This window comes from Halorhabdus amylolytica, assembly GCF_004944975.1.
Taxonomy (GTDB): Archaea; Halobacteriota; Halobacteria; order Halobacteriales; family Haloarculaceae; genus Halorhabdus; species Halorhabdus amylolytica.
On sequence record NZ_SPQG01000005.1, the window covers coordinates 166135 to 180407 of the forward strand.

The 14273-nt window shown below is 64.4% G+C and carries 14 protein-coding genes; 8 read left to right on the plus strand and 6 right to left on the minus strand.

What is annotated here, in order from left to right:
- Positions 1-35: 35 nt before the first annotated feature.
- The 3 genes from E3374_RS09070 (at position 36) to E3374_RS09080 (ending at position 2199) form a co-directional block, all read left to right on the plus strand.
- Complete coding sequence (locus tag E3374_RS09070) at positions 36-248, plus strand: hypothetical protein (protein WP_136688758.1); 213 nt, start codon at positions 36-38, stop codon at positions 246-248.
- Between the two features lie 60 nt (positions 249-308).
- Positions 309-1358: a Brp/Blh family beta-carotene 15,15'-dioxygenase gene (locus tag E3374_RS09075; RefSeq protein WP_136688759.1), complete on the plus strand. Its 1050-nt coding sequence runs from the start codon at positions 309-311 to the stop codon at positions 1356-1358.
- A gap of 157 nt (positions 1359-1515) precedes the next feature.
- A complete protein-coding gene (locus E3374_RS09080) occupies positions 1516-2199 on the plus strand; it encodes a V-type ATP synthase subunit D (protein WP_136688760.1) in 684 nt (227 codons plus the stop codon).
- A gap of 75 nt (positions 2200-2274) precedes the next feature.
- Here E3374_RS09080 and E3374_RS09085 read toward each other — a convergent pair whose 3' ends face one another.
- The 3 genes from E3374_RS09085 to E3374_RS09095 form a co-directional block, all read right to left on the minus strand.
- Entirely contained in the window at positions 2275-3546 is a 1272-nt protein-coding gene (locus tag E3374_RS09085) for an MFS transporter (protein ID WP_136688761.1), read from the minus strand.
- 115 nt (positions 3547-3661) lie between these two features.
- Positions 3662-4240: a GNAT family N-acetyltransferase gene (locus E3374_RS09090; RefSeq protein ID WP_136688762.1), complete on the minus strand. Its 579-nt coding sequence runs from the start codon at positions 4238-4240 to the stop codon at positions 3662-3664.
- Positions 4240-4773 (minus strand): GNAT family N-acetyltransferase, encoded by a 534-nt coding sequence (locus tag E3374_RS09095; protein ID WP_169051815.1) that lies wholly within the window; start codon positions 4771-4773, stop codon positions 4240-4242. Before E3374_RS09095 ends, E3374_RS09090 begins: the two co-directional genes overlap by 1 nt.
- Before the next feature lie 257 nt (positions 4774-5030).
- On the opposite strand from E3374_RS09095, the gene E3374_RS09100 reads away from it, so the two are divergent.
- On the plus strand, positions 5031-5423 hold the full coding sequence (locus E3374_RS09100) for a DUF6276 family protein (protein ID WP_136688764.1): 393 nt from the start codon (positions 5031-5033) through the stop codon (positions 5421-5423).
- A gap of 301 nt (positions 5424-5724) precedes the next feature.
- Here the strand turns inward: E3374_RS09100 and prf1 are convergent, their stop codons facing one another.
- Positions 5725-6978, minus strand: coding sequence for a peptide chain release factor aRF-1 (gene prf1 / locus E3374_RS09105; RefSeq protein ID WP_136688765.1), 1254 nt, complete (start codon positions 6976-6978; stop codon positions 5725-5727).
- A gap of 238 nt (positions 6979-7216) precedes the next feature.
- Here prf1 and E3374_RS09110 point away from each other — a divergent pair, with 238 nt between their 5' ends.
- A complete protein-coding gene (locus tag E3374_RS09110) occupies positions 7217-8032 on the plus strand; it encodes a MinD/ParA family ATP-binding protein (RefSeq protein ID WP_136688766.1) in 816 nt (271 codons plus the stop codon).
- Positions 8033-8179: 147 nt separating this feature from the next.
- On the opposite strand, the gene argS is transcribed toward E3374_RS09110, so the two are convergent.
- Positions 8180-9931, minus strand: a complete 1752-nt coding sequence (argS, locus tag E3374_RS09115; protein WP_136688767.1) for an arginine--tRNA ligase — start codon at positions 9929-9931, stop codon at positions 8180-8182.
- A 188-nt stretch (positions 9932-10119) separates the two neighbouring features.
- Between argS and E3374_RS09120 the strand changes: the two genes are divergently transcribed.
- Both E3374_RS09120 and twy1 read left to right on the plus strand, forming a co-directional pair.
- Entirely contained in the window at positions 10120-11154 is a 1035-nt protein-coding gene (locus tag E3374_RS09120) for an NAD(P)-dependent alcohol dehydrogenase (RefSeq protein ID WP_136688768.1), read from the plus strand.
- A 69-nt stretch (positions 11155-11223) separates the two neighbouring features.
- Positions 11224-12213 (plus strand): 4-demethylwyosine synthase TYW1, encoded by a 990-nt coding sequence (gene twy1 / locus E3374_RS09125; protein WP_136688769.1) that lies wholly within the window; start codon positions 11224-11226, stop codon positions 12211-12213.
- Positions 12214-12229: 16 nt separating this feature from the next.
- On the opposite strand, the gene E3374_RS09130 is transcribed toward twy1, so the two are convergent.
- Positions 12230-13321: a glycerol dehydrogenase gene (locus E3374_RS09130; protein ID WP_136688770.1), complete on the minus strand. Its 1092-nt coding sequence runs from the start codon at positions 13319-13321 to the stop codon at positions 12230-12232.
- 210 nt (positions 13322-13531) lie between these two features.
- Here E3374_RS09130 and E3374_RS09135 point away from each other — a divergent pair, with 210 nt between their 5' ends.
- Positions 13532-14233, plus strand: a complete 702-nt coding sequence (locus tag E3374_RS09135; protein WP_136688771.1) for a DUF120 domain-containing protein — start codon at positions 13532-13534, stop codon at positions 14231-14233.
- Positions 14234-14273: the final 40 nt, after the last annotated feature.

Below are 14273 nucleotides of genomic sequence, written 5' to 3' on the forward strand. Positions count from 1 at the left end.
CAGGCGGTAAGTGACGCCCCCTCGAACTGCCGCCCATGGTCGAAGCCGATCCGGTCACGCGCGGCGCGCGCAACGGGTTTCTCGTCACCATCGTCGCCTTGATCGTGGTCGGTGGGTACCAGTTCGTCACGATCGGCACTGTACGGACACCGATCGCGGCGACCTGGCTCATCGCCGCACTCACGTATTACGGCTCGCAGTATTACTATCGCCATACAGACGACCCAGCGGGTGACACCGAAAACTAAGCGGCAAGTCGCGCCTTCGCCGCCGAAACCTTCCTCCGGGGCGACCGCCAATCGTGAGCCGTGTCTCTGCTCGAACGCGATCCGAGCGCGACCCGGGTCGACGATCCGCGTCGGCTGGCCAGCCTGCTCCAGTGGCTCGGGTGGCTCCCGCTCGTCGGACTCGCAGTTGTCTATCCTCTGGTCGCGCCTGTTTCGGACTTCGTCCGGTATCTACCACTGCTCGCGAGCGTCGTGGTGTTCGGAATGCCACACGGTGCGCTGGACTACGTGGCACTGCCGCGGGCGCTGGACGACCGGGTGACGTTGCGGGGACTGGGAATCGTGACCTGCCTCTATGCGGCCCTTGGCGTCGGCTACCTGGCGCTGTGGTGGATCGCGCCGCTTCCGGCCGCGATCGTGTTCATCGCGTTGACATGGTTCCACTGGGGGCAGGGAGAGCTGTACGTCCTCCGGGACGTCTTTGGGGCGACCTATCTCGATCGATCCCAGCAGGTTCTGACGGTCCTCGTCCGCGGTGGCTTGCCAATGCTCGTCCCGCTGGTGTCCTTTCCGGACCGCTATCAGGCCGTCCTCGGGACGTTCGTCGCACCGTTCGGCGGGACCGTTGGGGAGTGGTCGGTGTTCGATCCCGGCGTTCGCCTCGCGCTGGCGGTGACTTTTGGCGTGGTAACGGTCACAACGCTCCTGCGCGGACGGCGACTCACAGAGGACAGCGGAACCGACGCCTGGCGGCTCGACGTCGGCGAGACCGCGCTGCTGTGGGTCGTCTTCCTCGTCGTCGAGCCGGTTCTGGCGATCGGGGTGTACTTCTGTCTGTGGCACTCGGTCCGTCATCTCGTCCGGGTCGGCTGGCTCGACGGACGCGTCCGAGAAGCAGTCAGAGAGAGGCGATGGCCGCGGGCGATCGGCCGGGTCGCTCTGGAGGCCGCGCCGCCGACGGTCGCTGCCCTGGCACTGATCGGGGGGCTGTTCGCGCTGGTACCGGCGACGATCGCCGCGGGAGCGACCGGTGACGCCGTGGGACTGTATCTCGTCGGGATCGCGGCCCTGACCCTCCCACATACGGTGATCGTCACGTGGATCGATCGCCGGCAGGGGCTGTGGCTGTGACCGCTGATCGATGCTCGCTGAACTATCGATCGCACGTGTGGACGATCCGGTCGGCAGGGCTGGGCTGTGACCGGCAATCGATGCCGGGATCGGCTTCCTCCGGCGCTGGCTCGCCGACTGAAAAGGATTAACTGGATGGATCGGATAGACTCGGATAATGGCACAGGACGTCAAACCGACCCGGAAGAACCTCATGCAGATCGAGGACCGGATCGAACTCTCCGAACGGGGCCACGACACCTTAGAGAAAAAGCGGGACGGCCTCATCATGGAGTTCATGGACATCCTCGATCAGGCCCAGGACGTCCGGGCGGACCTAGAAGAGACTTACGACCGCGCCCAGGATCGCATCGACATGGCGCGGGCGATGGAGGGGGACGTGGCCGTCCGGGGGGCGGCCGCCGCCCTGAAGGAACATCCCGAGATTACCACCCAGTCGAAGAACATCATGGGCGTGGTCGTCCCACAGATCGAGTCGACGAAGGTCCGCAAGAGTCTCGACGAGCGGGGCTACGGCGTTCTCGGGACGAGTGCCCGGATCGACGAGGTCGCCGAAGCCTACGAGGAACTGTTAGAGCAGATCATCCTCGCAGCAGAGGTCGAGACAGCGATGAAGGAACTGCTCGACGAGATCGAGACGACCAAACGCCGCGTCAACGCGCTGGAGTTCACGTTGCTGCCCCAGCTCAACGAGAACAAGGAGTACATCGAGCAGAAACTCGAAGAGCAGGAACGCGAGGAGATATTCCGGATGAAAAAGATCAAGGCCAACAAAGAGGCCGCCGAGAAGGCCGAACGCGAGGCCGAGCGCGAGGGAGGCGAAGCGGCCGGGTCCGCCTGAACGGCGTCGAACGGATCGGGCGTGTGTCGATTGCGGACGGGACCATTGACACTGACGAAACTGCGTTCTCCGTGGTCAGTCCGGCGGTTCGGAAGCGGTCGATGAGCTGTTGCTGTCTCCGGGAACGTCGACGTTCCGGATCGGTGGCGCAAGCCAGAACAGCGAGAGTGCACAGACGACGAAGATCCCTCCGAGGACGGCGACAGCGCCAACTGGCGAAAACAGGTCGGCGAACATACCACTCCCGACGCGGAACGGGATACCCGCGAGCGCACGGATCATTGCGATGGCTGAAATGACAGTCGCCCGTCCCACCGAGGCGATATGGTCGTTGATGTACCGGCTGGAGATCGGGAAGACGAGACTGTTCGATCCTTTCATCGCGAAAAACATGGGGAAGACAGCGACGGGGACCAGGGGCGGAACGAGGTACAACAGGGCGATCCCCATTGGCAACAGGAATATCGCGCGTTTGACCCCCAGGACGGACTCGACCGTGGCGGCGTAGTCGCTTCCGACGGCCGAGACGGCCATGAACGACGCATAGAGGAAGCCAAGCGTCGCAGCCTCCGGAATCCCGTAGCTCGCAAGGACCGCGCCGTAGGTCTGTTCTAACGTATCACGGACGATCGGCTGAATGTACATGTCCGCGGTCAACAGTGCGCCGGAGAACAGCGCCATGTAGACGACGAACCACCGGAGTTCGCGGGAGGTGATCCGCTCCCGGATGGTCGGGAGGGCCTCAAGCAGTGGAAGCGACCCGTCGTCGTCCCCGCGGTCCTCGGCATATGCAGCGTTTTTCGGGAGCAAGAACACCGCGGCGACGTTGACCAGACTGAGCGCAACCGCCGCGTAAAACGGGTACAACGGGTCCAGAACGTACAGGAGACCGCCGACGATCATAGTAACCGCCCGGACGGCCTTGCTGACCGCGCTGGCCCGGCCGCTGATGCGCGTGAACTCGTCGGTGATGTCGTGCTCGTCGAGAGTGTCGTACAGCCAGGCGCTCCCGCTTCCCGAGACGAACGTGTGGCCAAACGAGAGAGTGCCGAAGACGAACAGAAAGCCCCAGATGTCCGTCGCCACGAGATAGCCGGCGTTCGAGATCACGAACAGCACGGCTGCGATGGCGAGGCTGTTGCGCCGACCGATCCGGTCACCGATCCAGCCGGTCGGAATCTCCCCGCCGACCACGACGATGGACTGGACCGTCGCGATGATCCCGATCTCGGTGAACGTCAGGCCGTTCAACAGCAAGAAAAGCGTGTAGATCGGGTACGTAAATCCCGGGCCACTCGTCGCCCGATAGACGTAGTACTTCAGGATGGTTCGGGACGCATCGACCATAGGGAAGGCGAGTACCCGATTCCAGTGCCCGCCTTTTCAATATGTCGAGAGCGTCGCGCTCGCCGTCGCGTGCGGGCGTCCAGAAGCGGTGGCGATGGCCGCGACCGCGACGTCGTCAGGCCCCGTCCAGCCACTCCTCGGCGAGGATAGCGTACCGACGGGCGTCGACGTACCGTCCCTCGTAGAAGGTCTCCTCGCGGTAATGTCCCTCCTGCTCGAATCCGAGTTTCTCGAGGACGGCCCGGGAGGCGTCGTTGGGTTCGACGACCATCGCCCACACCTTATGAAGGCGCCGCTCGCCGAAGGCGTGATCGAGCAACAGTCGGGTCGCTTCGGTGACGTAGCCGTTGCCCTGCTCGGCCGGGGCACTCCAGTACATCAGCATCCCGACGTCGTGGGGACGATTGATCCACGGGATGGCGACCTGGCCGACGCGCGTCACCGCGTCAGCATCACCCGTCCGCAACGCCTCGGCCGGCCCCGTACAGACGAGAAAGTCCATCTCGTCGTCACCGTCGTCGTAGATTCCCTCCTCGAAATGTTCGGTTACCTGATGGCGGGTCCGCGGGCTGACGTCAGTGAGCGGGCGACGAACCGCCGCACTGTTGCGGTGTTGGTGGTAGAAGTCGGCGTCTTCGTCCTCCCAGGGGTGCAAGGCGACGGTCTCTCCCATGCGGAACGCGGGTCCCGGCATCACTCAACCCTCCACTCGGTCGCGAGCAGGCCGTACCGCACGACATCGACGTGGTCCCCCTCCAGGAACGCGGCGTCGCGCATCCGACCCTCCTCGGTGAAGCCGAGCGACGCCAACAGCCCCCGCGAGGAATCGTTGGTGGCGTAACTGTCCGCCTGGACACGATGGAGCCGGAGTTCCTCGAATCCGTACTCCAGCAGGAGCGAGACTGCCTCGCGGCCGTACCCTTCGCGCCGGTGTTTCGGCAGGATCCAGTAGGAGAGGTCGGCCACGCCGGGCGTTCGATCCACCTCGGGGAAGGTGACGGCACCCACGAGATCACCGTCCACGCCGGCGGTGAACCAGTAACTGTCGTCACCGGAGATTGACTCCTCGTAGAACTCCTCGACCGTGTCGCTGTTTCCGGGCGTGTCGATGCCGAGCGGAACCCGGACGTCCGGGTCGTTTCGGGCGCGCGTGAACGCGTCGAGATCCGACTCCGCGACGACGTGGAGGTCGACGCGATCGCCCGACTGGAAGACGGGACCAGGCATACCACTTCCTTCTAAGGGTCCCGTCAAATCGTTTGTGTAATGGGCGTGTATCTCGCTGATGGCCCTCGGCTGCTGAAGGCCTCCGGGCCCACCGACGACAGGTTGACCCGGGCGAGTCCGATCGCTGCGGGTGAATCTCGCCCTCCCGAAGTGTCGGGCAGTCCGTCTTCCAGCTCGGCCCCGTCGTTCCATCACTGCGCCGATCTCCCGATTCGATCGCACGGGAACTTTTTGTACGTCGGCGATCCAGATCGGCCATGGACTGTCCGGACTGCGACAATGGGTTGCTCGCCTTCCGGGTGCCGGCCGGCCAGCGGGAGTACCTTCCCGGCGAGGAGCCGGGGGCGGCGATCTGCCCGCGGTGTCTCCGGCTGGTCCCGGTCGCCGACCCGCCCGCGGACCTCCCCGACTTTCGGGCCATCGACGACGCCTTCCCGGCCGAACCCGAGGCCGCGATCCCGATGGCGCTCGCCCTGGGACTGCTGTCCTCTCTCGCGGTCTACCGCCAGGAGATCTCGGTACTCCTCTCGGACGTCGAACGGGCCGGCGTCGATCCGCTGCTGGTGGTCGACCGGCTGGCATTCGCCGACGGTGTCGAGACGCCCATCGATCTGGAGGGCAGGCGCCGACAACTCGAACAACTGCTGTGAGGAAGGACGGCTCCCGAGCGGGAACCGCCCGCCGAGAACCGTCGACGACCGGCAGCAACCCAACTGGTTGGGTATCGTTGCTAAGACTGTCGCATCCAATTGAACAAATGCAGTGGCTGTGCCACTGCCGACCATCGAACGTCCGGAGACCACTCGGTGTACCCCCAACGTTCCACTGGCGTTTCGATTGCCGGTCGCCGGGATTCCGGCGGCCTACCTCCGTTTCTGCGGCGAGGGCCGATCGAACCGATCGGCGTCCACGGGCGCGGCGAGGGTCGATCACACGCCTGTCGAATGTCGATCACACGCCTGTCGAATAACGCAGGATCCCCGCGATGCCACCGAAAGCCGTCAATAGCTGTTCGCCCTTCTCGAAGTCCGTCGAGACGAACACCGTCTCCGTGCCGCGTTGTCCAGCCAGTTCCATGAGGTGTTCGATGGCGTCCTCGCGTTTCTCTAGATCCACCTCTTCCCCGCAGGTCTCGCAAGTGATCTCGGGCGTCTCCGCGTTCCGATCGAGCAGTTCGTACTCCGTGTGACCGTTCGGACAGTCGTACGTGGCGACGTCCTTCCGAAGATCCTCGCTGATGAGCAACTGTTCGACCGATCCCATGTTGAGGTTCTGTCTGGTCTGGTCGAACCCATAGGTCGCCTTCTTGCCGTCGTGCAGTTCCGAGAAGAACTCCTCCATGACCTGCTTGTCCTGGAGGATCTCGTGTTCGGCCAGGACATCTTCGGCGGCGTCGACGAGATCGTGGAGCCCGGACTCGTCGGTGTAGGCCACGTCGAACTTCCCCAACACCATGTCCTGGAGTTCGTGGTGGAGATAGTCGCCGTCCAAGAACTCGTCCTTGGTCGGGGAAGGACCGCCGACGAGGATCCCGTCGAGGTCGTGACGTTCCGGAACAAAGAGGTCGTTGGCCATCCCGGCGACCTCCTGATAGAAGTTGTCGATGGCTTCCAGACGCAGGCGGGCGAACCGCTGGGCGGACTGGCCACCTTTCCGTTGTTTGCCGGGGACGAGCGAGGAGGCGGATTTGACGGGTTCGACACGCTTGCCTTTGAGCCAACCGACGTTGGCCTCCCGGCGATCGAGGACGATCAGCCCGAACAGACCCTTGTCGGCGAGCATCCCCTCCAGTGGTTCAGTGAGAAACTCCGAATCGCAGTGATACCGGAAGGACTGGATCGGGTCGGGCGGGCTCTCTAAGACGCGGGTAATCATGTCGCTGCGGCCGCCGCCGGTGTCGATCGCGCCGGAGAACAACACCATGCCGTTCTCGGGCGGTTCGTTGTCGTAATAGCGGAGGCGATCTTTGATCGACTTCAGGGCGTCCTGGACGTTCGTCCGGGTCTCTTTGGACTTGATGTTGCTGGCCTCGCTGTGTTCCTGGGTAACGTGGGCGACGACGTCGCTGATCAGGGTGTCCTCGGGGACGTAGATACTCACGAGTTGCGTACCCGACCCTCGGTAGTCCTCCAGCTCCTCGATGACCTTCCGGAACTCGTATTTCTGCCGGTCGGTCTGGCCCCCGTCCTGTTCCTGACTACTCATTACTACTGTGTAGCCGGATGACGGGTAAGTATGCTTTGACCGCGGGGTTCCCTACGGCCCGTTATAGCACGAAGAGTCCGGAAGCCCGCCTTCAGGGCCGACCCGACAGCCGAACATCGATGACCTGCGAGAGTTACAGCGGGGCGAAAGCCCACCTTCAGGGGTGGGTAGCTGACACTGGGATCTGATGGACAAACGGCTTTATATGGGAGCCATGTGAGTGTTCGAACATCGAGGGATGACGGGACACGTCTTCACTATCGCAGGCGGCAAGGGCGGGGTCGGGAAGACCACGACGGCCGTCAACGTCGGCACGGCCTTACAGGAGGCCGACTACGACGTCGTGACCGTCGACGCTGACCTCGGCATGGCGAACATGGCGGCCATGCTCGGCGTCGAGTTCGACAACAGTCTCCACGAGGTGTTGGCCGAGGAATCGGCGATCAGCGACACACTCACCGAGGGGCCGGGCGGACTGACAGTTGTCCCGGGTGAACAGAGCCTCGAAGCCTTCGCCGACGCGGATCCGGCCAAACTCAGGAAGGTAGTTAAGACGCTGGTCAACGCCTACGACGTGGTGTTGATCGACACCGGCGCCGGCCTGAGCCACGAGGCGACAGTCCCGCTGGGGCTGGCCGACAGTGTCCTGCTCGTGACCACGCCCGACGAAGTCGCCGTCGGCGACGCGAACAAGACCGCCGGGCTCGCAAAGCGTGTCGACGGCAAGGTCATCGGCTCGATCCTGACGCGGGCGACCGGCCCCGAGGACATCGAGGCCGTCACTGCCGACCTCGAACACGATCTCCTGGCCGTGATTCCGGAAGATGCCGAGGCGACCGCGGACGAACCGCTGGTGTTGAACTTCCCCGATAGTCCGGCCGCGAAGGCCTACCGTCGGCTGGCGGCGTCGCTGGTCCGCATCCTCGAAGGCGAGTCGGCCGAGACCGTCACCGACGAGGGGACCGAGTGGTTCCCCAGTGAGGAGGAAGCGACCGAAGACGAGGAAGACGACGAAGAGGGATCCGGCGGTGTCTTCGGCGTCTTCGGTCGATGACTCGACTGTCCTGTCCTGGCAGATCCCGTCATCCTGCGTTCTCCTAGCCACCGGCCGCCGTGTCGTTTCTCGGCCAGTATCGTCGCCACGACGGTCAGACTGACACGGCTTCAGCCGTGAGAGGATGTCAAGAGTTGCTGTCCGACACTACATCGACTCCGGAGCGGCGACGCCGAGGACGTCCAGCGAGTTAGCGATGGTCGTCCGCGCGGCGGCGACCAGCGCCAGTCGGGCTGGCCGCGTCTCCCCGTCCGCGTCGAGCACCGGGCATTCCCGGTAGAAGACGTTGAACGCCTCCGCGAGGTCGCGCGTGTACGTCGCGACGACGTGGGGCCGGAGTTCGTCGGCCGCCTGCTCGATCACGGCCGGGAACCGGGCGATCTCCCGAAGCAGGTCGCGTTCCGCGGCGGTCGTGAGGGCGTCGGCGTCGACCGCATCGGGTACCTCCTGACCGGCCCCACGACCTTCCTCGATGATGCCACAACAACGGGCGTGGACGTACTGGACGTACGGCGCCGACTGGGCCTCGAAGTCCAAGGCGCGTTCCCATTCGAAGGTGATCCCCTTCGTGGGTTGTTTGGCGACGACATCGTACCGGACCGCCCCGATCCCGACCTGGTGGGCGATGCGTTCGACGTCGTCAGAATCGAGGTCGTCGCTCCGTTGGCGGTCTTCGAGGCGATTTTCGACCTCGTCGCGGGCGCGATCGATCGCCTCGTCGAGCAGGTCGTCGAGGTCGACGCCCGTCCCCTCGCGGGTGCTCATCCCGCCCTCCGGTAAGTTGACCCACGAGTAGAAGACTTGCTGGAGCCGATCAGTGTCGTGACCGAGGAGGTCGAGGGTCGCCGAGAGCTGATCGGCCTGGAGCTTGTGATCTTCGCCGAGTACCGTCACCGCACGGTCGAAGTTGTCGAACTTCCACTCGTGGTGGGCCAGATCCCGGGTCGTGTACAGCGAGGTGCCGTCCGAGCGAAGAAAGACGAGGTTCTTCTCGAAGTCGGGCAAGTCGAGTTGCCAGGCGTCGTCCTCGAAGACAGCCGCGTCGAGGTCCTTAAGGCGGTCGACGACGTCGTCGGTCGACCCGTCGCGCATGAACCGCGTCTCCTTGACGAACTCGTCGAACTCGGCGGGCAACCGCCCGAGAGTCCCACACATTCCTCCCAGCACAGTGTCGACGACCTCGCTCACGCGCTCGTAGGTCTCCTCGTCGCCCTCTTCGAGTCCCTGGAGGATCGCCTGGATCGCCTCCTCGGCGGCCTCGCGGTCGCTTTCGCTGGCTTCCTCGAGGTAGTCGTTGCCCTTCCGGTAGTACCGGACCATCTCGTACTCCGGGGAGTCCCGTTCCGGTTCGGGCAAGGCGCTCTCCTCGAAGGTCTCGTAGGCCCAGGTGAAGACGGCGATCTGGCGGCCGGCGTCGTTGACGTAGTAGTGGCGTTCGACATCGTTACCGGCGTATTCGAGGACACGAGCCAGCGCGTCCCCCACGATGGGGTTGCGCGCCCGACCGACGTGGACCGGGCCGGTCGGATTGGCGCTGGTGTGTTCGACGACGACCGACTCGCCGGTGTCGGGAAGCGTCCCGTAGTCGTCGGCCTGTGCGGCCTCGAGCGTTTCGTCGAAGTACCGGTCACTCGGCAGGAAGTTGACGTAGGGACCCCGCGTTTCGACATCCTCCAGGTATGCATAGACGTCCGGGTCGATCTCGGCTGCAAGGTCGGCGGCGATCTCCGGTGGTGGAGCGCCCGCCACGTCGGCGAGTCGATAGGCGACGCTCGAGGCCAGGACGGCCGGTACGTCTTCCGGGGGGCGTTCGATCCCCAGATCGTCGGTCGGAAAATCGAGCGCAGAGAGCGCGTCGCCCATCGCCGCGACGACCGCCGAACGAAATGACAGGTACATACCTTCGCTTTTCCAGCGCCGGATATAGGGATGACGGACTCGGCCGGTCGAGCCGTCGAGTCGTGAGCACAAGGCCGTTGTCCCATCGTCGAACGTGCGTCACCAGTCTGGGTGTCGGTCGCCACACCGGCCCAGACGGGCGCGACCTGCGGGGGATTTATAGCGTTCGGTACCGGAGTTCCTATCTGATGCAGACAGCAGTTCTCACCGAGGATCTGGCGTTCGAGTTCGAGGATCGTGAGCGACCGACTCCCGACAGCGACGAGGTACTCGTCGAGATGACCGACGTCGGGATCTGCAAGTCCGACGTCCACTACTGGGAGCACGGCAAGATCGGCGACTATGTCGTCGAGGACCCGCTGATCCTCGGGCACGAGAGTGCGGGCGTCATCGCTGCGGTCGGCGACGATGTCGAGGGACTCGAAGCCGGCGACCGCGTCGCGCTCGAACCGGGCATCGTCTGTGGCCGGTGTGAGCACTGTCGCCGCGGGGAGTACAATCTCTGTCCGAACGTCGATTACATGGCGACGCCGCCCTTCGACGGTGCCTTTGCTGAGTATCTGGCCTGGCCGGCCGACCTCGTCCACCCGCTGCCCGATAACGTCTCGCTGGTCGAAGGTGCATTGTGCGAACCGTTCGGCATCGGCCTGCACGCAACGAACCGTGGCGACGTGGGCCACGGCGACACCGTCGCGATCCTGGGCGGCGGGACGGTCGGCTCGCTCACGATGGAAGCTGCAAAGACCGCGGGCGCGACTGACATCATCGTGGGTGACATCGTCGACAGCAAACTCGAGCGCGCGAAGGAACACGGCGCGGACGCGACGGTCAACGTTCGCGAGGGTGACTTCGCCGCGACTGTCGAGGCGTACACCGATGGCCGGGGAGCCGACGTCGTCTTCGAGGCGACCGACTCCGAACCCGACGTCGAAGCGTTGATCGACGCCGCACGGCGCGGCGGGACGGTCGTCATGATCGGGCTTGCCGACGAGGCGACCGTCGAGGTCGACGCCTTAGAGATCATCACCAACGAACTGGACGTGCTGGGTTCCTTCCGGGACGCGAACCGCTATCCGCCGGCGATCGACCTGCTGGAAGACGGTACCGCCGACATCGAGTGGATCGCCGACTTCACCGAACCGCTGGGCAACGTTAAGGAAGCCTTCGAACGCGCCCGCGATGACGACGACGCGATCAAGGGTATGATCTCGATCGGCGATTGAGACGTCGACAGCCCACAGGCACCGCCGGGGTCGTGGGTCTTTTCTCCGTCGATCCCGGAGGCAGTTGCGATGACAGAGGACGCCCGCCAGGTCACCGATCCCGACTACCACAGCGAGGGCCACACTGCCGCCCAGACCTGCGGGTGGACCGACAACGCACTCCAGGGCGAGGGGCGGTGCTATAAGTACGCGTTCTACGGCATTCGCTCGCATCGTTGTATCCAGATGACACCCGTCGTCCGGTGTAACGAGCGCTGTGTCTTCTGCTGGCGCGATCACGCCGGCCACACCTACGAACTCGACGACGTCGAGTGGGACGACCCCGAGGCGGTCGTCGACGCCTCGATTTCCCTCCAGCGGAAACTCCTCTCGGGATACGGTGGCAACGACGCGGTCCCACGCGAGCGTTTCGAGGAGGCGATGGAGCCGCGTCACGTCGCCATCTCGCTGGACGGCGAGCCCACGCTGTACCCCTACCTGCCGGAACTGATCGAGGCCTTCCACGACCGGGGAATCACGACGTTTCTCGTCTCGAACGGGACCGATCCGGAGATGCTCGCCGAGTGCGACCCGACACAACTGTACGTCTCCGTCGACGCCGCCGACCGCCGGACGTTCGACGACGTCGTCAAGGCGGTCGACGAGGACGCCTGGGATCGCCTGATCGACACGCTGGACGTCCTCGCCGAGAAGGACGACACCCGGACCGTCCTCCGGACGACGCTGATTGACGGCGATAACATGTCCCGGCCGGCGTGGTACGCCGGGATGGCCGCCCGTGCTGACGTCGATTTCTACGAGTTGAAAGCCTACATGCACGTCGGCCACTCCCGGGGACGGCTGGATCGATCGGCGATGCCGGATCACGACGCCGTCCTGTCTTTCACCGAGGCTGTCGGGGAGTTCCTGCCAGAGCACGACGTACTCAAGGAGTCGGCCGACTCCCGGGTCGCGATGCTCGCCAGGGAGGAAAACACCTGGGTCGAGAAACTCGCGCCCGACAGCGATTTCTGGGAGCAGGAGGCAGCCGAGTGGACGCCGAAGGGCGGCCGGCCCTGAGACCGACGAAGCTCTCTCAGACCCGTTCCGCGATTTCGTCGACGGTTTTCAGCGCGTCCCGGACCATCGGCGCAGTGACTTCGAACGGCTGGTTGTGGATCGTTTCCGCCTCGTCACAGGCGGCAGCGGCGACCGTCTCGAGTTGGTCGTCGGTCGGATCGTCCAGCCCAATGTCCGATAGTGCGACCGGCAGCCCGATCTCCCGGGAGAACGCGACGTAGTCCTCGAGGAAGGAGTCCTCGCGTCCTTCCAGGACGAGCTGTGTGATCGTGCCGATATTGACCTTCTCGCCGTGAGTCGCGTCGTGGGTGGCCTCCAGTTGGGTCAGCCCGTTGTGGACCGAGTGGGCCGCCGCGAGCCCGCCGCTCTCGAAGCCGAGCCCGCTCAGTAGCGTGTTCGCCTCGGTAACGGCCTCGACGCTCTCGGTGACGGCGTCGCGTTCGACCGCATCGAGTGCGGAGCGGCCGTGTTCGCGCAGCGTTTCGTAGCAGAGTCGCGCTATGCGATGGCCGGCGCGCGTGGGTTTGCCGCCGACGACGTTGTCGCTGTCCGACCGGTAGGTCGCGTCGGCCTCGAACCAGGTGGCAAGTCCGTCTGCGATCCCCGACCGGAAGAAGCGCACAGGGGCGTCCGAGACGGTGTCGGTATCGACAAGTACGAGATCCGGGTGTTCGTCGTAGAACCAGTAGTCCTCGAACTCGCCGCGTTCGCTGTAGATGACCGACAGGGCACTCGTCGGCGCGTCCGTCGAGGCGATGGTCGGCATCGAGACCATTGCTCCGCCGTCGATGTTCTCCCGGACGGCCTTGGCAGTGTCCAGGACCTTGCCACCGCCCGCGCCGATGACGACATCGGCGTCACGATCACGAGTGAATTCAGTGATCCGATCGACCTCCGATTCGGAGGCTTCGCCCCGGAACTCGACGGAACTCGCTGCAAGTCCCGCCTTGTCCAGGCTGGTCGACACAGAGTCTTCGACGAGATCGAGGACGACCTCGTCGGCGATCAATACCGCTCTTTCGCCCAAAGAAGCCGTATGCTCGCCAATCTCGTCGGCGACACCGCGTCCCTGGACGTACGCTGCTGGTGATTTGAAAATCTTGGACATGCTCGTTCGAAAGATACCCGGCTCGAATATATAAGCCCGACGCGAGACCCTTCCATCGTGACCGATACGCGTCGTATCCCCACGGAATTCCGGACTGTATCGGACACGTAGAGCGAATATACGGAACCTCTTCGGAGGGAGACCATCTGACAGGACGGTCCTCGCACGGTCCCGGTGTGCTTATCCGTCACCCGGGCCAACCCCGGATTGATGGTCGAACTCCCGGGCGAGGACATCGGATACGCCGAACTGGCGACACTGAAGTTGCTGGCGCTTGCTGGCGCGGTCGACGGCGACGCCAAGATATCCTGTGCCGGGCTGGCGTCGAAACTCGACGCCTCCAATCAGACGGCATCTCGGCGATTGCAACGGCTGGAGGACGGCGATCTGCTGGCACGCGAGATCGTCAGCGACGGCCAGTGGGTTCGGATCACCGACGACGGCGAACGCCTCCTCCAGGAAGAGTACGCCGAGTACCAGCGCATCTTCGAACACGGCATCGGTGTGACGCTGTCCGGCGACGTGTCCAGCGGCATGGGCGAGGGCCGTCACTACGTCTCGCTGTCGGGCTATCACGACCAGTTCGTCGAGAAGCTCGGCTACGAACCCTACCCCGGTACGTTCAACCTCGACCTCGATGAGCGGAGTACGCGAGCGCGAGCGCGAATGAACGCCCTGGACCCGATCGAGATCGACGGCTGGGAGGATGGCGATCGGACCTACGGCCCCGCCTACTGTTATCCGATCACGCTCGAAAGCGACGACGGAATCTACGAGAACGCTCACGTCATCTCGCCCGAGCGGACCCACTACGGCGACTCGGAACTGGAAATCATCGCGCCCGACGAACTCCGGGACGAACTCGCTGTCGCAGACAGCGACGTGGTGACAGTGCACGTCCACGAGCACTGACGGGTGCCGGGGCTCCCGCAGGACGCCGGAACCGTGAAGA

What these genes read in the sequence shown, in the direction of transcription:
- E3374_RS09135 (WP_136688771.1), top strand. Translation starts at nt 13,532, where the DNA reads ATGGTCGAACTCCCGGGCGAGGACATCGGATACGCCGAACTGGCGACA.
- E3374_RS09070 (WP_136688758.1), top strand. Translation starts at nt 36, where the DNA reads ATGGTCGAAGCCGATCCGGTCACGCGCGGCGCGCGCAACGGGTTTCTC.
- E3374_RS09110 (WP_136688766.1), top strand. Translation starts at nt 7,217, where the DNA reads ATGACGGGACACGTCTTCACTATCGCAGGCGGCAAGGGCGGGGTCGGG.
- argS (WP_136688767.1), bottom strand. Translation starts at nt 9,931, where the DNA reads ATGTACCTGTCATTTCGTTCGGCGGTCGTCGCGGCGATGGGCGACGCG.
- E3374_RS09120 (WP_136688768.1), top strand. Translation starts at nt 10,120, where the DNA reads ATGCAGACAGCAGTTCTCACCGAGGATCTGGCGTTCGAGTTCGAGGAT.
- twy1 (WP_136688769.1), top strand. Translation starts at nt 11,224, where the DNA reads ATGACAGAGGACGCCCGCCAGGTCACCGATCCCGACTACCACAGCGAG.
- E3374_RS09085 (WP_136688761.1), bottom strand. Translation starts at nt 3,546, where the DNA reads ATGGTCGATGCGTCCCGAACCATCCTGAAGTACTACGTCTATCGGGCG.
- E3374_RS09095 (WP_169051815.1), bottom strand. Translation starts at nt 4,773, where the DNA reads ATGCCTGGTCCCGTCTTCCAGTCGGGCGATCGCGTCGACCTCCACGTC.
- E3374_RS09130 (WP_136688770.1), bottom strand. Translation starts at nt 13,321, where the DNA reads ATGTCCAAGATTTTCAAATCACCAGCAGCGTACGTCCAGGGACGCGGT.
- E3374_RS09080 (WP_136688760.1), top strand. Translation starts at nt 1,516, where the DNA reads ATGGCACAGGACGTCAAACCGACCCGGAAGAACCTCATGCAGATCGAG.
- E3374_RS09100 (WP_136688764.1), top strand. Translation starts at nt 5,031, where the DNA reads ATGGACTGTCCGGACTGCGACAATGGGTTGCTCGCCTTCCGGGTGCCG.
- E3374_RS09090 (WP_136688762.1), bottom strand. Translation starts at nt 4,240, where the DNA reads ATGCCGGGACCCGCGTTCCGCATGGGAGAGACCGTCGCCTTGCACCCC.
- prf1 (WP_136688765.1), bottom strand. Translation starts at nt 6,978, where the DNA reads ATGAGTAGTCAGGAACAGGACGGGGGCCAGACCGACCGGCAGAAATAC.